Source organism: Methanoregula sp. UBA64, assembly GCF_002502735.1.
Taxonomy (GTDB): domain Archaea; phylum Halobacteriota; class Methanomicrobia; order Methanomicrobiales; family Methanospirillaceae; genus Methanoregula.
Window position 1 is genome coordinate 37,361 of sequence record NZ_DAQC01000008.1, and the last position, 24,171, is coordinate 61,531.

A 24,171-nucleotide genomic window follows, 5' to 3' on the forward strand; every position below is an offset into this window, starting at 1 on the left:
CTCCATTATTCAACAGGATATGTGATCTTCATAGAGGATATGACGTTAAGTACCCTCCACAGATTCGTTTTGTTTACTTAGGGAGAGAACAAGGGTCGATAAATCATTTTCTTCGATTTCATCAAGATTCATGAGATTGTAAAGTAAGCTCCCCACATCTTTAAGATCCAATTGTTGAGGCGTAGAGTTCCCAGCAATCCCTCCTCCCATCATATACTCATTTGTAGAATAGACAACATTCAACAATTTTAGCTCCTCAATTTCTCGAATGATGCTCTTTTCATTCCTATTTAGTGCGGCATCCCATTTTTTAAAATCCGAACTAAGAGTGTATTTGGATTTCTTGTTAATAACAGCCAAAATACACATCTGTCTATAAGTAAGACGTCCCGCTATTCGCAATAGAAAGTTCGCTTGATACCGGTCAACTTCCGAGTCAAATGCAATATTTCCTATGAAATTCCCATAATATCTTAGTTTTTTTTCTTCATGCTCATTTTTTGCGGCAAGTAATGTTCCCTCAAGTATTTCATCTGCGGAAGAACGATCATTAATTGAATCCGAAATGAAAAACCCATCAGATCGAAGAGACATTTCTTTTTCATTATTGATTTTTATTCTTAACAGTGCAAAGCCTGCTACCGCTCCAATTTTAGCACTCTCACGTCGACTTATGTATTTTTCATCAATCTCCTTACCAGCCCGAGTGAAAAGATCTGTAATTGATTTCCCACCCGCAGCACCTATCATCGCACCCGGAGGGCCCATAATAAAATTACCAAGAATCGAGGCCACAGCAGCCCCTGCCGCCTCACCCATATATGGTAGGCCGGGGTCGACTAATCTGCGAATTACTGCCCCAGTCTTCTTCATCAAAGTATACTATCCCTGAAGAGATGATAGGTTTTTCCGATTCCCTCTGTTTATGCAGGAATGGGATACTATCCAAACCCTCATATTCCCGCACGTAAGATTAATCTTACTGATTGCCCATGGATGTCGCTATCACCCGCATGAGTTCGAAAGGCCAGATCGTCATTCCCGCATCGATGAGGGAGAATATTCCCGAAGGAGAAAAACTTCTCATCATCAGGGACGGCGAGCGGTATATCCTCAAGCCGCTTGCCGAGCTCGAACCGGCCCTCAAAGAAGACCTCCTGTTTGCCGAGGAAACCGAGCAGGCATTCGAGGAATACCGGAAAGGTGCGTTTACCAAAAAGGCCGCATCAGAATTCCGTGATGAGCTTGCCGCATGGTAACGGTAGCTTACCACCCCCGGTTTGAGAAAACGATCCGTAAGATCCGGGATTCCCAGCTCAAAGAGCGGGTAAAGCACCAGATCATCAGGATCATTGAGGATCCCGATACCGGAAAACCGATGCGGTATGCCCGCAGGGATACCCGCGAGGTATATATCCCGCCATTCCGGTTATCCTATTTTTACGATAAAAAACAGGATACGATTGTCTTTCTTGCACTTTACCACAAAGACGAACAATAATCCCGGATCCCTGACACCTGAAAACAGAGTTCTATTCTAAAACCGGGCCGGTAACACTCCCGGCTTTCCTGTAAAAAAGGGTTACGGCGTTCCCGCCTTCTGCTCTTCTGCCTGTGCTGCTTCCATTGCACGCTTCCGTGCATACTCAGGGTACCAGATAGTAAACGCGAGCGCGATGACCATGAACGCCCAGGTAATATTAGAGTACCCTGAGTTCTGGAAGGATTTGTTGTAGAACGCTACAATATCGATGAAGAGATCGATGACAAACGCCAGCCCCCACACCGCGGCGATCACGTAGTTTGCCCGGATAAAGGCCGGGCGTTTGGTCCGGGCCGGGTCGATGCCCTCGCATGCATAGGGAAGCGTGAACGGTTTGCGGATAAGGATCGATCCCCAGCAGAACACGGAGAGCACCGCCATCGAGAAGATCCCCAGGTATGCGACCAAGAAGTACTGTTTGAAGCCGAGGATCGCAACGATCATGAGGGTAAAGTACACAAGGGTGACCCAGCTCATCGGGTTCATCCTCCGCAGGTCGTGGAAGCTGGTCACGACAGTAAGGACAAGGGCAAGGAGGAGTGCGAACGTGAGGCTCTGGATCGTGGATCCGGCCAGCAGGCCAAAGACAATCCACGGCGAGAAGGAGATTATCAGGCGTAATGCGTTCATGTACTGCCAGTACTATGCGGCGGTTATTGCCTTCAAGGCTTCTCTTTGGGGAAGGGATCCGGCCCCGGACTTTTTTGTACCTCAATGATCCCCACCCCTTCCTTACCCATATTCATGAGAGAGATTGCCGGCCAAAAGTCAGTTTGTACCCAAACGATCCCCCCCTCACCCGCCCGATCCCGGCACCGGATCGCATCCGCGTATATGAGGGTAATACACCCGGTTTTACCGGAAAGACCCTGCATGCAGATGCGGGGGGTCATGCAGGTACATTTTTGTTTGCCGGGCGATCCCCCGCGGACCGGGCAGGGTACAAGGATCAGATCCTATAGTACCCGGCAGATCGGATCGCACCGGGCCAAAAAAAAGAGGTATCTTAGTACTTACAGCGCATGGACCAGCGACCGCCGGGTTACGAGGCCGGCCAGCTTGCCCTTCTCGGTGATCGGCACCGTGCTGATGTTCTTTTTGACCATCAGATCGATCACGCTCGCGTACTCCGCGCCAAGCTCCACCGAGAGGAGCGGCGAGCTCATAATGTCCTTGACAAGCAGGTTCCGGATCTGGTGATCCTGGTGCTGGTCTTTGACTGCCTCCCGGAACTTCCGCATCGAGACTGCCACATCCGTCTCGGTCACGATCCCCACCGGCTTACTGTTCTCGGTCACCACGAACCGGGAGATGGTATCGTCGAGCATCCGGCGCCGGAGGTGGACCACGCGCTCGTCAGCCTCGATCGTCACCGCCTTCTCCATTGCTTCTTTTACCGAGCCGGTGTGCGGGTACTTCTTTAACAGGTCGATTGCCGTCACCTGCCCGAGCAGCTTGTGGTCGCTGTCGTACACGACCACCAGTTTGTAGCGCTGGAGCAGGGGGATGAGCACGTCGACGCTCTCGTCGGGATAAACGCTCGTGAAGTCCTCCTCGACCACGCTTGCCACGTGGATGGCAGTCGGGGCGATGGCGGTATTCTGTTTGCTTCCGAGCTTCTCTGCTATGGCCTGCCGTGAGACCGTCCCGACAACGGACGTATTGTTGAGCGCGATCAGCGGATCGATCCCCTGATCGAGCATCTTGTCGAGCGCTTCGGTGATCTTTGCCGATTTGGATATGGTCGTTGGTTTTGCCATGATATCTTTAACAAACAGTTCCTTTGTCATTTCGCCACTTCCTTTTCGATATCGTCACGTTTTCTTTATCCCCGCCGGGCGGCCGTTCGTTTTGACCGCCGGGGTGCTGACCTGTTCTTGCGGTACCTGTCCTGTCCGACAGGAGACCGGGGATCCCCCGGCCCCGTCGCGATCGCGGGGCCCGTTCTCACGTTCCCGTCAGTTACCGGGACATTACAGAGGGAAACCCCCGCACATCCTGTTCCGGAATTATCGTTTGTATCATGAAATATGGCCTTTCTGGTTACCTCCGGCCATCACCTGGTTCTCCCCCGGGACGTTGTTCGCGGCTGACGATCCTTCGTATCCTCCGTCACGTTCCCGGCCGTGCCGTCTCTGGCCCGGTACCGGGGGCGGACTTCATCAGATGCCCGTATGCGCCGACCTCACTCTTCGGAGAACGCCCGCACGAGATCGAATTCCGTTACAAGGCCCACGAGCCGGGCGTTCTCGATAACGGGAAGCGCCCCGATATTTCGCTCCAGCATCTCCCGGGCGGCCTCGTTTACCGGTGTGCCCGGGGTCGTGGTCACAAGGCTGCCCGCCATGAGGGTCCGCACCGGGAGGTTCATCACTTCCGCGATGTTGCCGGTCGTGAGCCGGCCAAAGACCTCCCTGCTCCCGAGGTACCGCATGATGTCGGTCGCGGTCACGATCCCGAAGAGCACGTCGTCGCTGACCACGGGGAGCCGGCGGAAGCGGTACTTCGTCATGTCCTTTGTGGCAGTCCCGATCGGGCTGTCGGGGGCTATCACCCGCAGGGAGGACGTCATTACGTCCTCGACCGCAAGCGGGCTGTGCTCCGCGGCAAGCATCCGGAGCACGTCGCGTTCGGTGATGATCCCCAACAGGACACCGTCAGCGTCAACGATCGGGAGCCCGCCGATCTTCTTTCCCACGATAAGGGAAAGGGCATCGATCACCCGTGCATCCTTCTGCAGCGTCTCGGGCCGGGGCGTCATGATCGTGCGGACGCTCTCGTTGACCGCCGCCAGCAGGTTGCCGTGGTGCCGGACGCGGACAAGCTTGTACTTGTCGCCCCCGCCCATGAGGTTGATCACGTCGCCCGAGGTTACGATCCCCCGGATCTTCTTTGTGCCGGCATCGGTGACCGGGAGACGGCGAAAGCCGCACTCCGTCATCGCTGCCACGGCGCTGATGATACTCTGCGTGGGAGGCACGGAGACAACGTCGCGGGTAGCGATCGCCATCACCTCGCCTTCCTGCTGTACGATATGGGACTTGAACTCGACCGGCCCCCGGTCGAGTTTGCCCCGCATCTTAAGGAGCCGGTCACCGGGGCCGGTGGCCCGCTCGTTGCGGTTCATGAATGACTGCCTCCGATTGTTATAACGGGACACGACCGTTCCGGTCCTGCCCCGGCAGGGTATTTCCCGGACAATTCCGGATAGCTTACGCGAGTCCGGCAAGGACATCGTGCCGGTCGAGGATCCCGACAAGGGTATCCCCGTCAAGGACCGGCAGCCGGCTCACATCGTTATCCACCATGAGCCGGGCCGCATCGGCAAGCGGGCGTCCGCACGAGACCGTGATGACCTCCCGGGTCATCACGTCCCCGACTGTCTTTGTACTGCTTCCGGCAATCGCCAATCTCATCGCGCCGGACCGGATCAGGTCGCGGCGGGAGATGAGGCCCGCGAGCTTTTTCTTCTTTACCACGGGGAACGCACAGTACCCGCTCCCGGCAATCTGCCCGTACACCTGGGGAAGCGTATCCTCCGGGCTGACGGTCGTTACCTTTTTTGTCATCCGGGCCGACACGCTGCCGGCAAGCTCGTTTCTCGATATGATGACCGGGAAGAGGTCGGCAAGGAGCACCCCGCCGAGGATGTGCCGGTTGCAGTCGGTGATGGCTGCGCTGTCGGTACGGTACTCCCGCATGGCCCTTGCCACATCTTCAACGGAAGTCTCCGGACCGGCGCATGCTGCATCCTTGAGGTACCCCTCGACCGTAACGTTCGATTTCGTTGCCGTCACTTTGAGGGCATCGGTGATATCGATATACCCGAGCAGGTCCTTTTTTGCGCCGGTCACGTATATCTCGCGGAACCGGTCGTCACGGAGAATCTGCCGCGCCTTGGTTATCCCGTCATGGTAATCGAGCACCGGAATCTCAAGCATGAAATCCCGTGCCGTCCTCATGTCAGGGCGTCCTCCTCGCGACAGCGGGGGCAGAGCAGGACGGAATCCACACGCTTGAGATCATCAGACATCTGGCTGCAGCGGCTGCACATACCTACTTCGAAATGCTCCTCCCGGTTGATCTCGATGAGATCGGTCAGGAGTGCGTTCTGTTCGTTCGATATGGTCAGGAGATCCCGGACGGTCACGATTCCTATGACCTTGTCGGTCTTGTCAACTACGGGAAGTCTTCTGACCTTGTGCTTGACCATCATCTGTGCTGCGTCGACTACAGTCTTATCCGCACTCACCGTAATGAGTGGCGTGCTCATGATTGTGTTCACCTGCACTGTACTTGGCTTGAGGTCCTTTGCCACCACCTTGCAGTTGATGTCCTCCTCGGTCACAATGCCAATGGGCCTGTTCCTCTGGACGATAATGACGCTCCCGACCTCTTCGCGGCACATGGCTTTTGCCGCCTTTGCGACATTGGCCTCGATGCTCACCATGATCGGGTTCCTTTTCATCACTTCGCTTAACGGTACGCGGGTCTCAAACCGGATCGTGTTGGTTGTCTTTTTCATGAGTCACCTCCTTGTGAAGTGCTGTAATGCTGATGATTACAATTAGCATCCTTTCCGCCCCTTGTATAAATACAATTTGGCAGCGGCAGAAACGCGATGCGGCCGGGTAATACAATCCGTTTGCATGGCAGAATGCAGGGGCTGGTTCATGACGGCCGGTACGAGAAACATAATAAAGAACCCTTGCCAAACACTACTAACGGTTGATGGCAGGACCGGCGTTTTTGCCGGTATGCCCTGCAAATAACCTTCGAGGGGCCCTAATGACGACATTTTCCACGAAACTGGGGAACGCAAAGAAGAAACTCTCCTTATTTCTCAAGCGGTTTTTCAAGAAGAAGCGGACCCGGATCGGGATCTACGGCCCGCCGAATGCGGGGAAGACGACGCTCGCAAACCGCATTGCCCGGGACTGGACCGGCGATGCGGTCGGCCCGGTGAGCGAGATCCCGCACGAGACCCGGAGGGCAAGGAAGCGCGAGGATATCGTAATCACGGGGGCAAACGGCCACACGGTAACGATCGATATCGTGGATACCCCGGGGGTTACGACAAAGATCGATTACCACGAGTTTCTGGAATTCGGGATGGAGAAAGACGAGGCGATCATCCGGGCCCGGGAGGCGACCGAAGGGGTTGCCGAGGCCATGCACTGGCTCCGCGAGGATATCGACGGCGTCATCTACATGCTCGACTCGAGCCAGGACCCCTTCATGCAGGTCAATATCATGATGGTCGGGATCATCGAGAGCCGGGACCTGCCGGTGATCATTGTGGCAAACAAGATCGATCTGCCCGATGCTGCGCCGTCACGGATCCGGAGCGCCTTTCCCCAGCACCCGGTGGTTGCCATCTCGGGGCTTGAAGGGCGTAACACGGAAGAGCTGTACGAGAAGATGATCCAGAACTTCTCCGGATAATCTGGAGGGATCATGCCACACAAGTGCACAAAATGCGGCAGGGAGTACAAGGACGGGTCTACCGAGATCCTGAAAGGCTGTGCCAGCTGCGGCAACAAGAAGTTCATCTACGTCAAGGAGTCCGACATCAACAAGGACGTGTACGAGGAGAAGTCCATCGAGGAACTCGCGGGGGAGTCCGCAGAGGACGTTCTCGAAGTTGCTGAGCCGGAAATTAAAAAAGAGCCAAAACAGGAGGCTCCCGCCGCTGCTGCTGCCGAGGTAAAAGCGGACGTTAAGGGGAAAGCCAGAAAGGAGACCGGGATGTTCGACCGGGTCGAGACGATCCGGATCGTGGGCCCCGGTTCCTACGAGCTCAATATCGACAAGATGGCAAAGAGCGACGAGCGGATCGTGAGTGTCGGCGGCGAAGAGGGCAGCTACATCATCGACCTGATGTCGATGGCAAAGGACGACACGAAACCGAAGCGATCGAAGAGAAGGTAAGAGCTTTTTTTTGGCCGGCCGGACCCGGTCTTTTCTTTTTTACCAGTCCCGCGAGGGTAGCCTCTTACCGCGTCCCCAGCTCTCCGCGGATCCCCTCATAGGACGGCGGCAGCCCGAGCGGGGAAAAGAACCGGTCGGTAAAGGCAAGGCTGGTCGTCACCGCCCACTCCGCACACCCGTGCCCGAGGCACCGGTCCGGGAAGAAGGGGAGGTTACGGGCGGCCAGCGGGTCTTCAGCAAACCGGCCCGCAAGGTGGTGCCCGAACGCTTCGGCATGAGGCCCGGCACCTGCCCCGGCCCCGTGGCCGGTCGGGAGGGGGATCCATTCGCGCCGGTAGTGCATCAGGTAATTCCGGATCGCGATGATCTCTTTTATGCCCGTAAAATCCGGATCGTCTTCGGGAAAGATCGGCAGGTTCCCGATCTCAAGCACCTTCTGGTACTTGAGCGGCAGGGGCGTCCGGTCGAAATAGTTCTCGTTGTTCCACTTCTCGCCGATCGCTTTCAGGAGCGCCTCGTTCTTCTCGTCGGTGAAGCAGTACGCATTATCGGCTGCATCCGACCAGAGTTCGTTGATCGTGGCCTCCAGAAACGCCACCGACGAGAAGATCGCGTTTAAGACAAATGCCTCGTGCCGGAGCCGTTCGTCCGCAGATATCGCACCGGTCGCCGTATACTCCGCCTCGATCCGGTAGGCGAGCCGGCAGAAGAGGGCGGCGGACTGGAGGTATTTTACTGAGAAGCAGTCCCGGAACCGGATCTCCAGGTCGTCGTCGGGCTGACCCGCGGGCATCTGTTCCATGCTACATCCCCCATTGGCGCCGGCAGGTAAAAAAAATATGCGGCAGACGTATCCGACCGGCAAATGCTATAGTCATTCACGGTCAACAGTTCTCACTATAATTTTTTTTAATCACGGAAACGACCATGGAACCCGCAGATGCACCGGTAGTGCCGCGCCCGCAAAAATATCTCGGCAACCGGGGCCTCATCGCACTTATCGCTCTGCTCTCCGCCTTTGTCCCGCTCTCCACGGACATGTACCTCCCGGCGCTCCCGGGCATGGGCGAGTACTTCGGCGTCTCCTCGAATCTCACCAACCTGACGCTCATCCTCTTCTTTGTCATCTTCTCGTTCGGGATGCTCGTCTGGGGGCCGCTCTCGGACAAGTACGGCCGCCGGCCGATCCTCATCTTCGGCCTTGTCCTCTACATTGCGGCAAGTATGGCCTGCGCCGCAGCATGGGGGATCTGGCCGCTCATCCTCTTCCGCTGCCTCCAGGCCGCCGGGGGAAGTGCTGCTTCCGCGGTTGCGACCGCGATGGTAAAGGACGTGTACGCGGGGCGCAGACAGGAGTCCGTGCTTGCCGTTGTCCAGTCCATGGTGGTCCTCTCCCCGGCAATCGCCCCGGTGCTCGGCGCCTTCATGCTCCCGTATACCTCGTGGCGTGGCCTCTTTGCCGTACTGGGGATCATCGGGATCGTCTCCCTTGCCGGGGCAGTCCTGCTCTCCGAGACCATCCCGGAGAAGAGCACGAGGAGCGTCCCGCAGTCCCTGCGCCGGATCGGGACGGTTGTAAAAAACCCGGGATTTGCAGCACTTCTCCTCGTCTTTTCGCTCGTGAGCACGGCCTCCCTCGCATTCATCGCCGATTCCTCCTACATCTATGAGGACAGCTTCGGCCTCTCGCAGCAGTGGTACAGCTTCTACTTCGCGTTCAACGCCCTTGCCCTGATCGCAGGGCCCTTCCTCTACCTCCGGCTCTCCCGAACGTTCTCGCGCCACGCGATCATCCTTGCCTGTTTTGTCACCATGATAGCCGGCGGGACACTGATCTTTTTCCTGGGGGAGATCGGGCCTTTGATCTTTGCCGTCGTCCTCTTCCCGGCCTCCCTGATGAGTGCCTGCGTCCGCCCTCCCGGGGCCTATCTCATGCTCTCGCAGCAGAAAGAAGATACCGGCTCTGCTGCGGCACTCATCAACTGCGCCGGCCTTCTCTTCGGGAGCGCCGGGATGATCCTTGTTTCAATGGACGCCGAGAGCCTTGTCCACGGTCTCGGGATGATCTACGTGGCGGTCGGGTGCATCTGCCTTGCCGGATGGCTTTTGATCGGACGGTACCGGCTGATAAAAGAGATGCCGGACGCCACCGGGCCTGCATAACAGCGGGTACGCTCCTCAGATACCCTTAATATTTGCCGGTGTCAATAATAGGACAGCACTTTTTAAAACAGGTGCTGACAGATGTAAGTCCGACGTGCCCGTTTCGACGGCACGGCCTCAAAACATCAGGCTTTGGGATTACAGAGAGTCAGTATGCACTACTGCACTTTTCTGGACTTACATGATTTAACGAGGTATATTCATGGCACGAATGCACGCCAGAAGAAGAGGCAAGTCGAGTTCTGTTAGACCGGCACGCAGCGAAGCGCCCGCATGGTCCAACACGGACAAGGCAGCGATCGAGAAACTTATCGTCGATCTCCGCAAGGAAGGCACATCAAGCAGCATGATCGGTCTCGTTCTCCGGGACCGCTACGGCGTTCCCGATGTCAAGCTGGTCACCGGCAAGCGTATCGGCGACATCTTGAAAGAGAACCAGGTCAGCTCCGAGATCCCCGAGGATCTCCGCGACCTCATGATCAAGGCTCTGGGCCTGCGCAAGCACTTAACCGAGAACACCAAGGATCTGCACAACAAGCGCCAGCTCCATCTCGTCGAGGCCAAGATCCGCAGGCTCGTGCGGTATTACACCGGCACGAAGAAACTGCCCGCGGGCTTCACCTACAAGCCGGAGAACGCCGAGATCCTGCTGTCCAGGTAAGTTAGGAATTAATCGCTGCTACCGATACGCTATGTCGCTTGAAGAATCCGCGAAGATCGTGGCCGACCAGATCCGGCGCCAGCAGTACGTCGAGGTGTACGCACACCACGACGCTGACGGCATTGCAGCAGGGGCGATCCTCTGCCATGCGATGCTCCGGGCCGGGATCCGGTTCCGCCTCAGGATCTGTGCCGAAACGCCGCGTACCGGCTTTTCGCACGATGCGGCAACCCTTCTCTGCGACATGGGATCCGGTACCGAAGACCTGCCGTTAGAGACGATCGTGGTGGATCACCACCTCCCGGTCTTTACCGGGCAGTTCCATGCAAACCCCCGCCTTGAAAAGATTGACGGCGACCGCGAACTCTCCGCTGCCGGCATGGCATACCTTGTCGCCCGGCAGATGGGAGACAACCGCGACCTTGCCGGCCTCGTGATGCCCGGCATCATCGGGGACGGCCAGGCATTTGCCGGTAAAAACCTCGAGATCTTCAACGAGGGCGTGGCAAACGGGATCATTGTCCCGGCCCGGGGCATTACCCTTGCCGGCCGCGACATGGCGGAACGGTGGCTGCTTGCCACCCGGCCCTACCTTGACGGCATCAGCGGGGACGAGACGGCGGTTGCCGACCTCCTTGCGGACGCACAGGGGACAAACGGCCTCAACACCGGGACCCTCTTAAGTCTTGCCGTGCTCCGGTCCGCCCCGCAGACCTCTGCGGAAGGACTGGGGCTGCTCTACGGGGACACGCTCAGGCTGGAACGCGAGGTCATCGAGGACGCACATGCGCTTACCGCGGTCATCGACGCCTGCGGTAAATCGGGATACGGCGACCTTGCGGTTGCCCTCTGCCTCCGCTCATCTGCGGAGCTCACCGACGCCTGGGAACGGGCACGGCAGCACTATCTTGCCGTGATCGGTGCGGTAAAAACCGTGCGCCCCGATACGGAGGCCGGGACCGCCGTGTACGAGGCACAGGACGCATCGCTTGCAAGCGATATCGCCGACGTGCTCTCCCGGGACCGGGTGCAGCAGGCACCGGTGCTCGTGTATGCAAAAGCGGGGGGTTCCTGCCGGTGTTCGGCACGCACACCCGCAAGCGTCAGCGCCGATATCGGGCCGGTTGTCCGTGACCTTGCCGCAGCCTGCGGCGGGAACGGCGGGGGCCATCGCACCCGTGCAGGGGCAACGATCCCCTGCGACCAGCTCGCGGCCTTTGTCAAGGGCTGGCAGGAGGCGCTTCTGGCATGATGCAGGTCACAGGGAAGATCTCCACCCTGCACGCAGATGCGCCCGCCGTGGCGTCGTCGCTTGCACCGGATAACCTTACGGGCATGACAACGATTGCCTGCGGCGACCGGGTCGTAACGGAGCTCTCCGGCACACAGGTCAGGTCGGTCATCGCATCGGTAGACGATTACCTGATGAATCTGGCAATCGCGGACGAGGCAACAACACTCACGCGTACGAAGAAAACAGGAAGCAGAACCGAATAATAAAATTCATGAGTTGATACTATGGCAAAGAAGAAACAGGTTGGAAGAAGAGTAGAAGGCTGGAAAGCCAAGAGCTGGTTCAAGGTGTATACCCCCGACAACCTCGGCAAGGCATACATCGGCGACACCATCGCAAACGACACCGAGAGCGTCAAGGGCCGGATCATGCAGGCCACCCTTGGCGAGATTGCAAACGACTACGCAAAGCAGCACATCAAGATGAGCTTCAAGATCGCCGAGGTAACCGGCGATGCGGCCTACACCGAGTTCGTCGGCCACGAAGTGACCCGCGACTACCTCCGGTCCCTTGTCAAGCGCCGCAGCTCCCGTATCGACTGCCATGCGCAGCTCACGACCAAGGACAACAAGCTCGTGCGCCTGACCATCAGCTGCTACACGTTTGCCCGGGCAAACATTGCCCAGGAACACGCCTTAAGAAACGCGATCCTCGCGAGCATTGCAGCCCAGGCACAGGCATGGGACATGAATGCTCTCGTAAACGGCATCGTCTCGGGCGAGATCTCAAAGGATCTCTTCAAGGCCGTAAAGACCCTGTACCCGACCCGCCGTGTCGAGATCGTCAAGTCCAAGGTCGAGCCGGTTGCAGCACCGGTCTCCACCGCATAATCTTTTTTTGTTTTTGTCCGGCGCTGTGCCGGGGATATTCTGCACGGCCCGCTCGTTTTTACCCACGCGATTCCCGCAAATACCGTTGTGTTTTTTAGAGCTCCTGTTCCCCCGCACCGGCACGGCAGGAGATAACCGGGAAGCATAATTAACCCGGCCGCCCAATCAATCCTTAAATATATGACCGCTTCCCGGATCCTGTTCCTTGTTATCGACGGACTTGCCGACCGGCCCTGCCCGGAGCTCGACAACCTCACCCCCCTGGAAGCAGCAAGCCACCCGGTCTTAGACAGTCTTGCCCAAAACGGCGTAACCGGGATCATGGACCCGATTGCCCCGGGGGTCCGGCCCGGATCCGATACGGCCCACCTCGCCCTGTTAGGCTACGACCCCAAAACGTGTTACACCGGCCGGGGCCCGCTCGAATGCGAAGGCACGGGGATCCGGATGGAACCGGGCATGATCGGTTTCCGGTGCAACTATGCAACGATATCCCCGGACGGGCTCGTGACCGACCGGCGGGCCGGGCGTGTCCGCGATACGGCGGCCCTCTCGCAGGCAGTTCAGGACGGGGTCGATCTCGCGAAGTTCGGGATCGGATTTGTCTTCCGGTCCGGCGCCGGCCACCGGGCGGCCCTGGCCTTCAAAGGGGACAGCCTTGGCCACTGTGTCTCGTCAAACGATCCGAAACAGGACGGCGTGCCCCCCTCTGCCATCAGCCCGCTGGGGGACAATACACCGGACAAAAAAACAGCATTTGCCTGCAACGAATTTATCCGCCAGTCAGCGGAGATCCTCGCCGACCACCCGCTTAACCGGGAACGGGAGAGACAGGGCCTTTGCCCGGCAAACATCGTGTTTTTACGGGGCGCCGGGGAGATGGGACGCCTCGAACCGTTCGGGAAAAAGTACGGTCTTGACGGGAGCGTGATCGCAGCGGCAAGCCTTATTGCCGGGATCGGGAGCGCGGTCGGCCTGGAACGGGTGCCGGTCGAAGGCATCACCGGTTCGCAGGACTCCAATATCCGGGGGAAGATCGCGGCGGCGATCCGCGAACTTTCCCACCGGGATTTCGTGCTCGTCAACATCAAGGGAGCCGATGAGTCCGGCCATGACGGGAATGCCCGGGAGAAAAAGGCCTTTGTTGAAAAGGTGGACCGGGAACTTGCACCGTTACCGGGTCTCAAAGACACGCTTATCGTTGTCTGCGCCGATCATTCAACACCGTGCAGTATCAGGGATCACAGCGCCGACCCGGTGCCGGTGATCGTCCACGGCGACGGGGTCAGGACCGATGCAGTGAACGAATACGGGGAACGGGCCTGCGCCCGCGGGGGCCTTGGCCGGATCAGGGGGGCGGATCTTTTGCCGATCGCCCGCGATCTCATCAACCGGGCGCACAAGTACGGGGCATAAAAAAATGAACACGGGTGAGCAATGAGCGGGGATTCGGTAAAGAACTGGCACAGGCACTGCTTCCTTCCCGACGGGACGGAACTCCAGGAACACAGCATCAAGACCGACCGGGACATCGTGATCGGGGAGTTCTGCCAGATCGATTACGGCCTGCGGGGCGCCGATGTGTACGTGGGCGAGTCCTCAACAATCCGCGAGTACATCTGGGCAAACGGCGATGCCCGGATCGGAAACATGTGCGAGATAGGAAGCGACGTGATCGCGAAACAGGATGCCTACATCGGCGAAGGCGTTCACATTGCGGGAAAACTGGTGGTTAACGGGGCGCTCGATATCGGCGAGAAGGTGGAGATCGCCGGGGGTTTTGAGGCGACCGGCGAGATTGCGGTGAGAAACCCGATGCCGGTGCTCGTTTTTATTCTCATCTACCTCATGACGATGTTAAAGATCGAGAACGAGAAAGAGCTCGACCGGATCATCGACAATTTCTTCGAGGACGAAGGAAAGGCCGAGCTCCCGCTCATGATACCCGCCCGCTCGAAACTCAACATGAAGGTCTTTGCCGTTCCCTCGTCAATGAAGATCGGGCGGAAGTGCCGGCTGCACGGCAATATCCGGGCCGGCTCGATCGACCTTCTCGAAGAGACGGTAGTGTTCGGGTCCCTGCGGGCCCGGGGCGCCATCAGCATTGCGGGTGGGTCGACCGTGCACGGGAACGTGGAGAGCAGCGGGAAGGTGCATGTCAACGCCGGCGCCCACATCCTCGGCGACGTAATCGCAAAGGAGATCTTCCTCTCCGAGGATGCAAAGATCGACGGGATCATCGAGGCTCCCCACGGGATGCACATCGGGAGCGGGGACTAATGCCGCAGAAAGCCGCGGAAATCCTCGGGCTGGATGCGGTTGCGTTCATCGAGCCGTCGTTTGCAGCCCTCACCGATCCGCTCTATACGAGCCTCCTTGCAGCAGATAACGGCGACGAGGGGCGGATGCTCGTGGACGAGAACGAGGACCCGGTCGCAGTCGCCTTCCACGAGAAGGCCGGGTGGATCGCAGGATCGTTTCTGTGCCGGCCCCCTTCGGTGGACCTGATCGATGCCTTCGAACAGGTAAACGGCGAGATCTACCAGGAGAACCGAGCGATCTGGGCTGCGGCAATCCGCGAGTACTTCTCGCTGCTGCTCAAACAAGAAGTGCCGCCGGCATTCGAGGACCTTAACCCGGTGCGGAAGGGGATCCTTTCCGATGCGATTGCCGGTGTCTGGGGAAAAGGCACGGGCGAGACCTGTATCGACTGCGGCTGCGGTTCCGGGGTCGGGTCGCTCGTGCTCCGCGAACTCGGCTACACACCGCTCTCGTTCGACAACGACCCGGCGCTCCTTTCCCTCGGCCTTGAAAAAGGCCGGCTGCTCCCCGAAGAAACCATGTGCATCGATGCCACGCAGGTAGCGGCTTATACCGAACCGGTGCCAAAGGCCATCGGGATCATGATGGGCGAGATCAACACATTCTCCTCAGAGATGTGGCACGCGATAGCAGCCGGCCTCTTTGCCGTGAGCCGCGAGACCCTCATCACGGTCGGGACCGAGCCCGAGACGCACCGGATAGAGGAATGGGCAAAAGAGGCGGGGCGGAGCATCGAGATCCGCGAAAATACCGGCGATGTGTTCTACGACCACTGGCTCTGCGTGGCAAAAGAACCCTAAAACCGGATTCACCAGGAAAATTACCTCCCTCCGGGGAGGGGCGGTCGTTCTTTTTTAATCAGCCGATCCGGGCGAGCCGGGGGCTGACCCACCGGCTGATCTTCCAGTAGCACCATGCAGCCACGGCGCCGATCACAAAACAGACCGTTACCCGGAACCGGAGGTCGAGACCGGAGTCCGCGGTGAGGACAACAAAAAAAAGGCTGACTGCGATCATCACGGCTGCAAGCGACACGACGATTATCCCGGTCTCGGCACGGGTCGGGCGGGGGCCTGCCTCAAACCCGCAGAAGTGGCAGCGGGTACTTCCTTCGGGCAGCCGGGTCCCGCAGTTCGGGCAGATCATAATGCAGGTATCTGTATTTTTCTTTGCAATCAGTTAAAGCAATGGGATAATGGAACAAAGAAGGGGCTACCGCCGCCCGTGGCCCTTTTTGTGCCCGTGCTGCGGCTGGCCCCGCCCGGATCCTTTTTTCTCCCGCTCTTCCTTTTCCATGGGAGGGCTTTCGAGCTCTGCGATGATATCGAGCGGCTCGTCCATCAGTTTCGTGAGCCGGACTACCTCGAGCAACCGTTCGATACCGATGAAGTGCTCGGACATCACCTTTGCAAGCGGGGAGAGGACGAGTTTTGTTCCCTCCTTATGCACGAGCCTGTGGGCAACAAGCTCCGGGAGCACCGGCTCCATCTTTCCCACCATCATCGTGTTGATCCGGGCGAGGTCCGCCTCTTCGCCTCCGCAGGCAACCGCGTTTGCCACGTACTCCTCCGAGCTTGCCTCAAGATCGTGCTCCGGGGCCACCTCTTCCATCTCCCCTTTGAGGAGTTTTAAGGCGATCTCCTCTTCCGTGCCCGGGATCTCCCGCGAATAGCTCCCGCCGGGTTCGGCCAAAAGGACGACTTTCCCGAGATCGTGGAAGTCGGGACGGCCCGCCCGGCCTGCCATCTGGTTAAACTCCTGTACCGAGAGCCAGCTCCGGCCCATGGCAAGCGCATCGAAGATCACCTGCGAGGCAGGGAAATCGACCCCGGCCCCGAGTGCAGCCGTTGTGACAACGGCCATGAGCTTGCCTTCGAGGAACTTTGTCTCTACCTCACGCCGTTCTTGGCTGGAGAGCCCCGCATGGTAGGCGGCCGCCCGCATCCCGAGGGCATCGGCTATCGTGTGGCAGCGGGCCCGGGAGTTCGTGAAGATGATCGTCTGGCCCCGGAACCCTTTCGAGGAAGTGTTCTTGTACTCCTCGGTCGTGAGCTTTTTGATCGTCGGGACCTTCTGCTTGCGCTCTAAAAAGAGGAGGTAGCGTTCGAGGGCGACCGGGCGGTCGTCGTACCGCACCAGCTGGCAGTTGAGCTTCTTTGCAAGGAGCTTCGGGAACCCGATCGTTGCAGAGAGATACAGGAACTGCGCCTGCGGGGCGAGGTACTTGAGCCGGGCGATCATCCCGTCGAGCCGGTGGCCCCGGTCCGGGTCCTCGAGCATCTGCACCTCGTCGATGACCACGGTCGCGATGTTTGCCATCTTCCTGCCGCACCGGATCATGTTGTCCACGCCTTCGTACGTGCCGACCAGGATCGGGGCCTGCGGGTTCCGGTCGCCGACTTTCCGGGTCTCGGGCAGGTTGAGGCGCGAGACCCCCGTTAAGAGGCCGGTCTTTGCAAAGGCACCGTACCGCTCGGTGAACCGCTCGTACTTCTGGTTTGCGAGCGCCACGAGCGGAACCAGGAAAAGCATCCGCCCACGGCCGGAGAGGTAGTTCTTCATCCCGGCCATCTCGCCGATGAACGTCTTGCCGCTCGCTGTTGCTGCGACCACAAGGAGGTCCTTTCCGTGCAGGAGGCCGGCCTCGACTGCGAGCTGCTGGGCCGGCATGAGGGTTTCCACCTTGCAGGCATCGACAAACTCGCGGGGCAGCGGCAGCTCCATAATGCCTGCCGTCTTGAGCACCGGGTGTGCCTCGATACGATCGAAGAGCGCCGACTTCATCGAAACGTGCTCGGGCTGGACGAGCGCGAGCACCTTGTCGAGGTTCCGGGTGGCAACCAGCAGTTCCTCGAAATGCTTGAGCGTCTCCCGGCCCATGTGCCCGAGCGGGGCAAGCTCGCGCCGGAGCTCGCGGCGCCCGCAGTCAAGGCAGATGCGTTCGCCCTTCCCGAAAATAACATGGTTCTCTTCGTTGATGGGCGTGTACCGGTCGTCGAGAAGGCACATCCGGCAGGCCTCCACATTCCCGCTCCGGATCTGGAAGGCCTTCATGAACTCCTCGAAAACGGAGTCCGGTTTTACCATCCGGACCTCGCCCTCGCGGAGCTGGGAGATGAGATCCTTTGACGGCGTGGCGTTGTAGTCTTTCCGTGAACCCCAGCGGAGCCGGTACCGGACCGGCCGGGGGCCTTTGGGGGTCTCGGTCATCTCGACAATGCCGACACCGACAACGTGCTTCCCGTCGAAAAAGAGAAGCTTGTAACTGCCTTTTGTGGGCTGGACGAGGATCTTCATGGGGCAAAGAGATCGACGATGGCGTACGAGAGCCCGACACCTTCGAGGCGTTTTAGGAAATCCGTGAACTCCTCGTCAACGATCACGATCACGCAGTCGATCCCGTGGAATGCCGCCTCGATGGTTCCTTCCCGGGCCCCGAAAAAGAGGTCCGGTTTCTTGCCGGCGGCCCTGAGCGCGATGTAGGCTTCGAGGCCAACCGCCGCGACAAACCCGGCCCCGTGGATCACTTTTTTTAGTTTTTCCGGGTCCACTTTTCGCGAACCGCCGTGCTGGATCCTCGGCACCTTGCAGATCCGGATCGATCCCTCGTGGTGCTCGATGATCCCGTTTAACCGGGCGACTCCCACGTCCTCATCCTTTTTTGCATCGGCGACAACCGTTCCCGTTGCCTGCTGGGGCTTTTTTGAGGCATACAAAAACCCGCCCTTCATGAAAACCCCGACCTCGTCGCCGGCCCGGAGGTTCTCGGCCGCAATCGCCGGCCAGACCGAGACCTGCTGGATGATATCGCGCCGGATATGGCGGGCATAGGCTTCGAGCGACTCGGCATTCGCGAGCACCCACTCGATGCCGGTCTTTGTCACCTCGTAGTTGCCCCGGCCGCTTGCCGAGACCATGCCCTCGTCGGTAAGCTCGCGGATGTACTCGGAGATCGCCTGCGGGGTGACCCCGAGTTTTACGGCAATCTCCTGCTGCCGGACTGCCGGCTGGTGTTCGGCGATCTCGACTAAAATCTGTAACCGGGATACCTCGCGCTTGCTGCGCAGAACAGAATTGAGGGGATCCTTAGCGCCCGGTGTCAAGCAGCACCAGCCCCTGTCCTTTCACGTCGAGCTCGGGGATCCTCTTTGCAAGGCCCCGGATAAAGACCGGGCTTACCCCGAACTTGCGGGAGAGATCGCCGATCGACGTGTTGCCGTTCCCCATCTCAGCTTCGATCCTGCCGACAACCTCGCGGAGGTTCTCGTCATTGGAAAGCGATATGTAAAGGATATCGGTTAAGTCCTGGAGGTTGCACTGGAAGTTTGCCCGGAACTTGTTGTAGGTCCCGCGGTACTCCCGCTGCGGTTTCTCGCCGGGTTTTGGCATCCGCCACTGTTCCTCGACGAGGTTGCCCTTCTTTAAAACCTGGATACAGACCGGAACGGAATCGTCTTTTACCTGAGCCAGCAGTTCATCCTCGGTCATCCACGATTTGCTGAGCAGTTCATAGACTTTCTTGAACGAAGGACTGTTGAACGTCATGAGGAGCGGAACCAGTTCTACGGGATCGTTGACAATTCGGATATGACCCGGCACAGTGAAAACCCTATAATTATATCGCGGTATAAATCAATAAATTTATGCGGTATACTCCATGCAAAAAAGGGGAAAAATTTCGGTTCGCGGCATCGTGCAGGGTGTCGGGTTCCGCCCTTTTGTGTATGCAAAAGCCATTGAACTGGGGATCTGTGGCCGGGTAAAAAACCTCGGGAGCGAGGTCGAGATCCTTGCAGCGGGGGACCGGTTCGACGAATTTGTTGCAAGCGTCTCCCGGGGTCCCCCCATGGCCCGGATCGATTCCGTGCAGGTTACTGATTTTTCGGGGACCATCCCTGAGGGTTTTTCTATTGAAAAAAGCGCAACCGGCTCTTTTTCCGGGATGATCCCGCCGGATATTGCGATCTGCGCCGCGTGCGTGAAGGATATTTTTTCCCCGAAGGGAAGGTACGAGGGGTACTGGGCGACCTCGTGCGTGAACTGCGGCCCCCGGTACAGCATCATCAACGCGATCCCCTATGACCGGGAGCGCACGAGTATGGACGCATTCCCGATGTGCGGTCCCTGCGCCGGCGAGTACGGCGACCCGCACTCCCGGCGCCACCACGCCCAGACCATCGCCTGCCACACCTGCGGCCCGCAGCTCCGGCTCCTCGACCGGGCCGGCGCCGATCTCCCGTGCAAAGACCCGGTCAGGGAGGCCGCGGCCCTGCTCGACAAAGGATCGATCCTTGCGATCCGGGGGGTCGGAGGCTTTCACCTTGCCTGCACGGAAGAGTCCTCGGGAGAACTCAAAAAGCGTCTCGGCCGGGTGGAGCAGCCGTTCGCGGTGATGACCCGGCCGGGCTATGCGGATGAAATTGCCGTGGTCTCGCCAGCCGGGCGCGAGCTGCTCGAAAGCCCGGTCCACCCGATCGTAGTGCTCGAAAAGAAAAACCCTGCCTCGCACGCAGGTATCAGCAACCTGCACACCATCGGCTGCATGCTTCCCTACACCGGGCTCCACCACCTCCTCTTCTCGCACCTCAGCCACCCGCTCCTCATCATGACGAGCGCGAACATGCCCGGCTACCCGATGATCACGGACACGGAGACGGCGCTTGAGAAACTCGCCAAAGACGCCGACTATTTCCTCGTCCACAACCGGGCGATAGCAAACCGGGTGGACGACTCGGTTGTCCGGGACGGGTACATCCTCCGGCTCTCCCGGGGAATTGCCCCGAAGCGGACGGCCATCGATCTCGGGAACAACTGTATCCTCGGCGTAGGCCCCGAGCTCAACGCGAATGCCACGATCTACAAAGGGGGCTTTGCCGTCACGTCCCCGCATGTGGGCAATGTCCGGAACCCGGCAACGCTTGCGTACCTGCAGGAGACCATAGAAAAACTCACCCGGCTCCTCGGCGCAGAGTACGATATCGTGGCCCACGACCTCCACCCGCAGTTCCTCTCGACCCGGTACGCACGGGAGATCGCAGAGGAGAAGGGGATCGGGCTTGTCCCGGTCCAGCACCACCGGGCCCATATTGCCGCAACCACGACCGACCCGTGTGTCGGAATTGCAATCGACGGCGTCGGGTACGGGGACGATGGCACGGTCTGGGGCGGCGAGGTCTTTGCCGGGCAGGTGCCGGATCTTGCCCGGGTCGGCCACCTCGAACCGGTGCCCATGCCGGGCGGCGACCTTGCAACAAAGTTCCCCGAGCGGATGCTCTACGGCATCCTCCCCGACGATGCATGCAGGGACCTGCTCTCCTCCCGGGGCTGGACAGGGATCGAACTGGGCGTGATACAAAAACAGGTCGCCACCGGTTTCAATGTCACGATGACGAGCAGCACCGGCCGGGTGCTCGACGCGGCAGCGGCACTCCTCGGTATCTGCCGGGAGCGGACCTACGATGGCGAACCGGCCATGAAACTCGAATCCGCAGCTGCCGGGGCCACGCCCGAAGTATGGGAGCCGGTCATCACGACCTCGGGCGGCTGCGAGGTTCTCTCGACCCGTGCGCTCCTTGCCACCGCCCTTTCCCGGTACACCGCAGCACTGGCGGGGGACAGGGCGGCCGTCAGCACTATTGCCGCCTCCGTCCAGTACAACCTTGCCCGGGGAATCGCGGCCCTTGCGATCCGGGCAGCGGAACGCGAAGGGATCCCGACGGTCGCCTTGAGCGGGGGCGTTGTCGCGAACCGGGCGATCCGCGAGACCATCCGTTCCGAGGTAAGAGGCGCCGGCCTTTCCTTCCTCATCAACGACGCGTACCCGCCCGGCGACGGCTGCGTCTCGTTTGGCCAGTGCGTCTGGGCGGGTATGCTCTCTTTAAAGCGGGACTGATCCTCCCGCCGCGCCGGCGTTCTCTTTTTTTATTTTTACCTCCGGGTTTTATTTTTTACGATGTACGATACCCTAAAAAAACAAGCCTTTTATCTTGACGGAAGTACAAAGATGAGATAACGAACGATGTATCCGCTGGACATCATTCAGGAACAGGAACAGAGGATCCAGAGCCTTGAAAAAGAGCTCACCGAGCTGCGGCAGGGCCTTGCAGCAGTCCAGGAGTATTTCCTCCAGATCAAGGCACGGGCCGACGAGGAGAGCGTCAGCGCCGAGCTCAACTTCGGGATCGTCCGGCCGCTAAAAGACGATGACGCGGAGTTCGAGGGGATCTGGGACTTCCACCAGAACCTGCTCGTCACCGATCCCGCGGGAACGGTTCCGCTCGATATCATGTACGATACCTACGTCCAGTTCTGCCGCAGGAACAAAAAGACCCCGGTGGACAAGGATGCATTCGAGTACCTGCTCCCGCAGATGGAAAATCCCCGCCCGGTCATCTTCCGGGGCAAGTGGCAGGGTTGCCGGTTCCGTAAATAACGGCCGGTGTCGGGCGGACAGGATTACCCCGTATGGCACATGTCCGCATCACGGCCGAATCTGATATCCCCCTTGTCGGGTCGCTCTATTTTGGTGTTATCGACCGGGGCACGAGCCTGTTACAGGTACGCCCGAGCTGCGGCTGCAACTTAAACTGTCCCTTCTGCTCGGTCGATGCCGGCCCGGAATCGACCACCCGGGCCACGAGTTACGAGGTGGAGCTCGATTACCTCCTCTCGGCAGTAGAGGAGATCGCCCCGTTCAAGGGAACCGGCGTGGAGTGCCACATCGATTCCCCCGGCGAGCCGCTCATGTACGCACAGCTTCCGGAACTTGTCGCGGCACTCAAGGCAATCGACGCAGTTTCGGTTGTATCCCTCCAGACCAACGGCACGCTCCTTGACGACAAAAAGATCCGGGCCCTTGCCGATGCCGGTCTCGACCGGGTGAACCTCTCGCTTCATGCGCTCGACCCGGCGCTTGCGCAGTACCTTGCCGGCACGGACCGGTACGATATCGGGCAGGTGACGGCGGCGGCCCGTGCGGTTGCACTGAGTTCCATGGACCTGCTCGTCGCCCCGGTGTACATGCCGGGGATCAACGATGCAGAGATCCCAAAGCTGATCGCCTTTGCCCGGGAGTGCGGGGCGGGAAAGAAGTTCCCCCCGCTCGGGATCCAGAAGTTCGAACGCTACAAGTACGGCCGGACGCCAAAAGGCGTGAAAGTCCAGAGCTGGTGGCAGTTCTTCAACCGGAGCATCAAGGAGTGGGAGAAGGCCTCGGGCCTGCACCTCCGGCTCGATCCCAAACGCGATTTTGCAACTGTGCGCCGGCCATCGCTCCCGCAGGTTTTCAGAAAAGACGAGAAGGCAACCGTCGAGATCCGGGCTCCCGGGTGGATCCATGGCGAGCAGCTGGGCGTTGCGCGAAACCGGGTGGTCTCGGTCTTTGGCTGCGACAAGGAATCCGGGCAGGTCCGGGTAAAGATCGTATCCGCGAAGAACAATATCTACGTGGGCGTGCCGGTGTAAGGGACCGACCCCAAAAACTGCTTTTCCCAGGGTATTTCCAGAAGACAGGAAAACGAAGGGTGGCTGCCCTACAAACCTGTCCTGACACGAGTGAGAGGGTAAAGAGGTGTCATTTTTCACGACAAGGGTTGTCGTTACCGGACAGGTTTTGCCCGGGGCAGCCTGCGGGAGAGCTTTCCCCGCGTCCCATAGTATTGTAATCACGTTTACTATATTAAACTGTTGTTCAGTTATTTTCCCCGCGGTTCAGATAACCCAACGAAAGGTGAATATAGGCAGAATACAAAGTTCAGGTACATCCATGCCAAGGATCAACCCCGAATACCGGAACGTTGCAAAAAAGAAGATCATCGATGCCACCCTGGAGATCGCCCACGAAGCCGGCTGGAATACCGTAACACTCGAAACGGTTGCCCGCAAGGTCGGCGTGACCAAGGGGGCCCTCTATACCTATTTTGAGAACAGCGACGCCCTCATGGAGGAGGTCGCAGTCGAGCTCGTAAAGCACCTCAGCTACTCCTTAAAAACCGCCAGTGCCGAGACAGAGTCCGATATCCACGATCTGCTCGCACTCATTGCAGAAGCGATCTTCTCCGGCAAGGAACCGGCCGCACCCATCTTCATGCAGGCCCTTGCCCGGGCAGCGCAGGACGAACAGTTCCGGGACCGGATCTGCAAAGGGTACGACGATACCCTCGTAAAACTCCGCGATGAGTTCGAAAAACGCCAGGCCGCGGGCCAGATCCCGGCGGAGGTCGATATCAGGACCGCGGTCCGGGCAATCTACGGCCTGACGCTCGGCCTTGCATTCATCTACCATATGCTCGGGAAAGACCGGCGCGAGGCCAAAAAAGACTGGCTAGTCTCAGCAGAACGGATCCTGATGATTGGGCCAAAAGACGGGAAAACACCGTAATACCCGGGCGCTCCCGCTCTGTCGCATTTTACTTTTTTTTAGAAAACC

Annotated in this window: 27 protein-coding genes; 16 read left to right on the plus strand and 11 right to left on the minus strand. The window is 58.9% G+C overall.

Going from position 1 to position 24,171, the window contains the following annotated elements:
- Positions 1 to 45: 45 nt before the first annotated feature.
- The gene (locus BP758_RS10655) at positions 46 to 873 is read right to left on the minus strand and encodes a DUF456 domain-containing protein (protein WP_292370863.1); all 828 of its coding nucleotides are present in this window, start codon (positions 871 to 873) and stop codon (positions 46 to 48) included.
- Between the two features lie 119 nt (positions 874 to 992).
- Between BP758_RS10655 and BP758_RS10660 the strand changes: the two genes are divergently transcribed.
- Both BP758_RS10660 and BP758_RS10665 read left to right on the plus strand, forming a co-directional pair.
- Positions 993 to 1,259, plus strand: coding sequence for an AbrB/MazE/SpoVT family DNA-binding domain-containing protein (locus tag BP758_RS10660; protein ID WP_292370864.1), 267 nt, complete (start codon positions 993 to 995; stop codon positions 1,257 to 1,259).
- On the plus strand, positions 1,253 to 1,501 hold the full coding sequence (locus tag BP758_RS10665) for a type II toxin-antitoxin system RelE family toxin (protein WP_292370865.1): 249 nt from the start codon (positions 1,253 to 1,255) through the stop codon (positions 1,499 to 1,501). The genes BP758_RS10660 and BP758_RS10665 overlap by 7 nt, the downstream gene beginning before the upstream one ends.
- An 81-nt stretch (positions 1,502 to 1,582) precedes the next feature.
- Here BP758_RS10665 and BP758_RS10670 read toward each other — a convergent pair whose 3' ends face one another.
- The 5 genes from BP758_RS10670 to BP758_RS10690 form a co-directional block, all read right to left on the minus strand.
- Positions 1,583 to 2,173, minus strand: a complete 591-nt coding sequence (locus BP758_RS10670; RefSeq protein ID WP_292370866.1) for a hypothetical protein — start codon at positions 2,171 to 2,173, stop codon at positions 1,583 to 1,585.
- A 383-nt stretch (positions 2,174 to 2,556) separates the two neighbouring features.
- Complete coding sequence (locus BP758_RS10675) at positions 2,557 to 3,333, minus strand: CBS domain-containing protein (protein ID WP_292370867.1); 777 nt, start codon at positions 3,331 to 3,333, stop codon at positions 2,557 to 2,559.
- A gap of 395 nt (positions 3,334 to 3,728) precedes the next feature.
- The gene (locus BP758_RS10680) at positions 3,729 to 4,670 is read right to left on the minus strand and encodes a CBS domain-containing protein (RefSeq protein ID WP_292370868.1); all 942 of its coding nucleotides are present in this window, start codon (positions 4,668 to 4,670) and stop codon (positions 3,729 to 3,731) included.
- Between the two features lie 85 nt (positions 4,671 to 4,755).
- Positions 4,756 to 5,484, minus strand: a complete 729-nt coding sequence (locus BP758_RS10685; RefSeq protein WP_292370869.1) for a CBS domain-containing protein — start codon at positions 5,482 to 5,484, stop codon at positions 4,756 to 4,758.
- 17 nt (positions 5,485 to 5,501) lie between these two features.
- The gene (locus tag BP758_RS10690; protein WP_292370870.1) at positions 5,502 to 6,068 is read right to left on the minus strand and encodes a cyclic nucleotide-binding/CBS domain-containing protein; all 567 of its coding nucleotides are present in this window, start codon (positions 6,066 to 6,068) and stop codon (positions 5,502 to 5,504) included.
- A 263-nt stretch (positions 6,069 to 6,331) separates the two neighbouring features.
- On the opposite strand from BP758_RS10690, the gene BP758_RS10695 reads away from it, so the two are divergent.
- Complete coding sequence (locus BP758_RS10695) at positions 6,332 to 6,988, plus strand: Era-like GTP-binding protein (RefSeq protein WP_292370871.1); 657 nt, start codon at positions 6,332 to 6,334, stop codon at positions 6,986 to 6,988.
- A 12-nt stretch (positions 6,989 to 7,000) separates the two neighbouring features.
- Positions 7,001 to 7,474, plus strand: coding sequence for a Zn-ribbon domain-containing protein (locus tag BP758_RS10700; RefSeq protein WP_292370872.1), 474 nt, complete (start codon positions 7,001 to 7,003; stop codon positions 7,472 to 7,474).
- Positions 7,475 to 7,538: 64 nt separating this feature from the next.
- Here BP758_RS10700 and BP758_RS10705 read toward each other — a convergent pair whose 3' ends face one another.
- Positions 7,539 to 8,276 (minus strand): hypothetical protein, encoded by a 738-nt coding sequence (locus BP758_RS10705; RefSeq protein WP_292370873.1) that lies wholly within the window; start codon positions 8,274 to 8,276, stop codon positions 7,539 to 7,541.
- A gap of 125 nt (positions 8,277 to 8,401) precedes the next feature.
- On the opposite strand from BP758_RS10705, the gene BP758_RS10710 reads away from it, so the two are divergent.
- From BP758_RS10710 to BP758_RS10745, 8 genes are all read left to right on the plus strand, one after another.
- Positions 8,402 to 9,637: a Bcr/CflA family efflux MFS transporter gene (locus BP758_RS10710; RefSeq protein WP_292370874.1), complete on the plus strand. Its 1,236-nt coding sequence runs from the start codon at positions 8,402 to 8,404 to the stop codon at positions 9,635 to 9,637.
- A gap of 202 nt (positions 9,638 to 9,839) precedes the next feature.
- Positions 9,840 to 10,298, plus strand: a complete 459-nt coding sequence (locus BP758_RS10715; protein WP_292370875.1) for a 30S ribosomal protein S15 — start codon at positions 9,840 to 9,842, stop codon at positions 10,296 to 10,298.
- A gap of 31 nt (positions 10,299 to 10,329) precedes the next feature.
- Positions 10,330 to 11,550, plus strand: coding sequence for a DHHA1 domain-containing protein (locus tag BP758_RS10720; protein ID WP_292370876.1), 1,221 nt, complete (start codon positions 10,330 to 10,332; stop codon positions 11,548 to 11,550).
- Positions 11,547 to 11,795, plus strand: coding sequence for a KEOPS complex subunit Pcc1 (locus BP758_RS10725; RefSeq protein WP_292370877.1), 249 nt, complete (start codon positions 11,547 to 11,549; stop codon positions 11,793 to 11,795). The genes BP758_RS10720 and BP758_RS10725 overlap by 4 nt, the downstream gene beginning before the upstream one ends.
- 21 nt (positions 11,796 to 11,816) lie before the next feature.
- On the plus strand, positions 11,817 to 12,422 hold the full coding sequence (locus BP758_RS10730; protein ID WP_292370878.1) for a 30S ribosomal protein S3ae: 606 nt from the start codon (positions 11,817 to 11,819) through the stop codon (positions 12,420 to 12,422).
- A 180-nt stretch (positions 12,423 to 12,602) separates the two neighbouring features.
- Positions 12,603 to 13,838: a 2,3-bisphosphoglycerate-independent phosphoglycerate mutase gene (locus BP758_RS10735; protein ID WP_292370879.1), complete on the plus strand. Its 1,236-nt coding sequence runs from the start codon at positions 12,603 to 12,605 to the stop codon at positions 13,836 to 13,838.
- Between the two features lie 21 nt (positions 13,839 to 13,859).
- On the plus strand, positions 13,860 to 14,702 hold the full coding sequence (locus BP758_RS10740) for a polymer-forming cytoskeletal protein (RefSeq protein ID WP_292370880.1): 843 nt from the start codon (positions 13,860 to 13,862) through the stop codon (positions 14,700 to 14,702).
- On the plus strand, positions 14,702 to 15,544 hold the full coding sequence (locus BP758_RS10745) for a hypothetical protein (protein ID WP_292370881.1): 843 nt from the start codon (positions 14,702 to 14,704) through the stop codon (positions 15,542 to 15,544). The genes BP758_RS10740 and BP758_RS10745 overlap by 1 nt, the downstream gene beginning before the upstream one ends.
- A 58-nt stretch (positions 15,545 to 15,602) precedes the next feature.
- Here BP758_RS10745 and BP758_RS10750 read toward each other — a convergent pair whose 3' ends face one another.
- The 4 genes from BP758_RS10750 to BP758_RS10765 all read right to left on the minus strand — a co-directional run bounded on the left by BP758_RS10750 (position 15,603) and on the right by BP758_RS10765 (position 19,343).
- Positions 15,603 to 15,890 carry a zinc ribbon domain-containing protein gene (locus BP758_RS10750; RefSeq protein WP_292370882.1) on the minus strand — a complete coding sequence of 96 codons (288 nt, stop codon included), beginning with the start codon at positions 15,888 to 15,890 and terminating at the stop codon, positions 15,603 to 15,605.
- A 66-nt stretch (positions 15,891 to 15,956) separates the two neighbouring features.
- Complete coding sequence (locus tag BP758_RS10755) at positions 15,957 to 18,041, minus strand: DEAD/DEAH box helicase (RefSeq protein WP_292370883.1); 2,085 nt, start codon at positions 18,039 to 18,041, stop codon at positions 15,957 to 15,959.
- On the minus strand, positions 18,038 to 18,847 hold the full coding sequence (locus BP758_RS10760; RefSeq protein WP_292370884.1) for a MarR family transcriptional regulator: 810 nt from the start codon (positions 18,845 to 18,847) through the stop codon (positions 18,038 to 18,040). The genes BP758_RS10755 and BP758_RS10760 overlap by 4 nt, the downstream gene beginning before the upstream one ends.
- Positions 18,831 to 19,343: an ArsR family transcriptional regulator gene (locus BP758_RS10765; protein ID WP_292370885.1), complete on the minus strand. Its 513-nt coding sequence runs from the start codon at positions 19,341 to 19,343 to the stop codon at positions 18,831 to 18,833. Before BP758_RS10765 ends, BP758_RS10760 begins: the two co-directional genes overlap by 17 nt.
- Positions 19,344 to 19,401: 58 nt before the next feature.
- Between BP758_RS10765 and hypF the strand changes: the two genes are divergently transcribed.
- From hypF to BP758_RS10785, 4 genes are all read left to right on the plus strand, one after another.
- Positions 19,402 to 21,636, plus strand: coding sequence for a carbamoyltransferase HypF (hypF, locus tag BP758_RS10770; RefSeq protein ID WP_292370886.1), 2,235 nt, complete (start codon positions 19,402 to 19,404; stop codon positions 21,634 to 21,636).
- Between the two features lie 126 nt (positions 21,637 to 21,762).
- A complete protein-coding gene (locus BP758_RS10775; protein ID WP_292370887.1) occupies positions 21,763 to 22,176 on the plus strand; it encodes a hypothetical protein in 414 nt (137 codons plus the stop codon).
- Positions 22,177 to 22,208: 32 nt separating this feature from the next.
- A complete protein-coding gene (locus BP758_RS10780) occupies positions 22,209 to 23,207 on the plus strand; it encodes a radical SAM protein (RefSeq protein WP_292370888.1) in 999 nt (332 codons plus the stop codon).
- Between the two features lie 301 nt (positions 23,208 to 23,508).
- Positions 23,509 to 24,123: a TetR/AcrR family transcriptional regulator gene (locus tag BP758_RS10785; protein ID WP_292370889.1), complete on the plus strand. Its 615-nt coding sequence runs from the start codon at positions 23,509 to 23,511 to the stop codon at positions 24,121 to 24,123.
- Positions 24,124 to 24,171 lie beyond the last annotated feature (48 nt).

Excerpts from the sequence above, each read along its gene's own strand:
- BP758_RS10655 (WP_292370863.1), bottom strand. The coding sequence starts at position 873 with ATGAAGAAGACTGGGGCAGTAATTCGCAGATTAGTCGACCCCGGCCTA.
- BP758_RS10660 (WP_292370864.1), top strand. The coding sequence starts at position 993 with ATGGATGTCGCTATCACCCGCATGAGTTCGAAAGGCCAGATCGTCATT.
- BP758_RS10665 (WP_292370865.1), top strand. The coding sequence starts at position 1,253 with ATGGTAACGGTAGCTTACCACCCCCGGTTTGAGAAAACGATCCGTAAG.
- BP758_RS10670 (WP_292370866.1), bottom strand. The coding sequence starts at position 2,173 with ATGAACGCATTACGCCTGATAATCTCCTTCTCGCCGTGGATTGTCTTT.
- BP758_RS10675 (WP_292370867.1), bottom strand. The coding sequence starts at position 3,333 with ATGACAAAGGAACTGTTTGTTAAAGATATCATGGCAAAACCAACGACC.
- BP758_RS10680 (WP_292370868.1), bottom strand. The coding sequence starts at position 4,670 with ATGAACCGCAACGAGCGGGCCACCGGCCCCGGTGACCGGCTCCTTAAG.
- BP758_RS10685 (WP_292370869.1), bottom strand. The coding sequence starts at position 5,484 with ATGCTTGAGATTCCGGTGCTCGATTACCATGACGGGATAACCAAGGCG.
- BP758_RS10690 (WP_292370870.1), bottom strand. The coding sequence starts at position 6,068 with ATGAAAAAGACAACCAACACGATCCGGTTTGAGACCCGCGTACCGTTA.
- BP758_RS10695 (WP_292370871.1), top strand. The coding sequence starts at position 6,332 with ATGACGACATTTTCCACGAAACTGGGGAACGCAAAGAAGAAACTCTCC.
- BP758_RS10700 (WP_292370872.1), top strand. The coding sequence starts at position 7,001 with ATGCCACACAAGTGCACAAAATGCGGCAGGGAGTACAAGGACGGGTCT.
- BP758_RS10705 (WP_292370873.1), bottom strand. The coding sequence starts at position 8,276 with ATGGAACAGATGCCCGCGGGTCAGCCCGACGACGACCTGGAGATCCGG.
- BP758_RS10710 (WP_292370874.1), top strand. The coding sequence starts at position 8,402 with ATGGAACCCGCAGATGCACCGGTAGTGCCGCGCCCGCAAAAATATCTC.
- BP758_RS10715 (WP_292370875.1), top strand. The coding sequence starts at position 9,840 with ATGGCACGAATGCACGCCAGAAGAAGAGGCAAGTCGAGTTCTGTTAGA.
- BP758_RS10720 (WP_292370876.1), top strand. The coding sequence starts at position 10,330 with ATGTCGCTTGAAGAATCCGCGAAGATCGTGGCCGACCAGATCCGGCGC.
- BP758_RS10725 (WP_292370877.1), top strand. The coding sequence starts at position 11,547 with ATGATGCAGGTCACAGGGAAGATCTCCACCCTGCACGCAGATGCGCCC.
- BP758_RS10730 (WP_292370878.1), top strand. The coding sequence starts at position 11,817 with ATGGCAAAGAAGAAACAGGTTGGAAGAAGAGTAGAAGGCTGGAAAGCC.
- BP758_RS10735 (WP_292370879.1), top strand. The coding sequence starts at position 12,603 with ATGACCGCTTCCCGGATCCTGTTCCTTGTTATCGACGGACTTGCCGAC.
- BP758_RS10740 (WP_292370880.1), top strand. The coding sequence starts at position 13,860 with ATGAGCGGGGATTCGGTAAAGAACTGGCACAGGCACTGCTTCCTTCCC.
- BP758_RS10745 (WP_292370881.1), top strand. The coding sequence starts at position 14,702 with ATGCCGCAGAAAGCCGCGGAAATCCTCGGGCTGGATGCGGTTGCGTTC.
- BP758_RS10750 (WP_292370882.1), bottom strand. The coding sequence starts at position 15,890 with ATGATCTGCCCGAACTGCGGGACCCGGCTGCCCGAAGGAAGTACCCGC.
- BP758_RS10755 (WP_292370883.1), bottom strand. The coding sequence starts at position 18,041 with ATGAAGATCCTCGTCCAGCCCACAAAAGGCAGTTACAAGCTTCTCTTT.
- hypF (WP_292370886.1), top strand. The coding sequence starts at position 19,402 with ATGCAAAAAAGGGGAAAAATTTCGGTTCGCGGCATCGTGCAGGGTGTC.
- BP758_RS10775 (WP_292370887.1), top strand. The coding sequence starts at position 21,763 with ATGTATCCGCTGGACATCATTCAGGAACAGGAACAGAGGATCCAGAGC.
- BP758_RS10780 (WP_292370888.1), top strand. The coding sequence starts at position 22,209 with ATGGCACATGTCCGCATCACGGCCGAATCTGATATCCCCCTTGTCGGG.
- BP758_RS10785 (WP_292370889.1), top strand. The coding sequence starts at position 23,509 with ATGCCAAGGATCAACCCCGAATACCGGAACGTTGCAAAAAAGAAGATC.